The organism is Erwinia sp. PME.40.26/001, from assembly GCF_055556675.1.
In genome coordinates this window covers 1-244 of sequence record NZ_JBVHNP010000372.1, presented here as the reverse complement: position 1 = coordinate 244, position 244 = coordinate 1, and the positions used below count along the sequence as shown (strand labels likewise).

Genomic DNA, 244 nt, shown 5'->3' with positions numbered 1-244 from the left:
CCATGAGGGCCAGCAGGCTCCGCGCCGACACCGGGGGCGTCTCGCCCCCCACCTCCGCGATCTGCACGTCCGCGTCGAAGCGCGAAGCCGCCTTGACGAACGTCGCGGCCGGGCGGGCGTGCAGGCCCGAGGGGTTGATCACCGTCGTCTCGAACGAGAGGTCCTCGGACGGAGGCGTCGGCGCCGGGGCGGGCGCGTCCTCCGAAGGGTCGCCGAGCTGACGTCGCTTCGCCTCGGCCGCCCC

General features: G+C 75.4%; 1 protein-coding gene. It reads right to left on the bottom strand.

Features of this window, described 5'->3' with window-relative positions; all coding sequences use genetic code 11:
* The coding region (locus ACZ3HG_RS24595; RefSeq protein ID WP_465335119.1) for an HPr family phosphocarrier protein at positions 1–244 on the bottom strand (244 nt) is incomplete at both ends.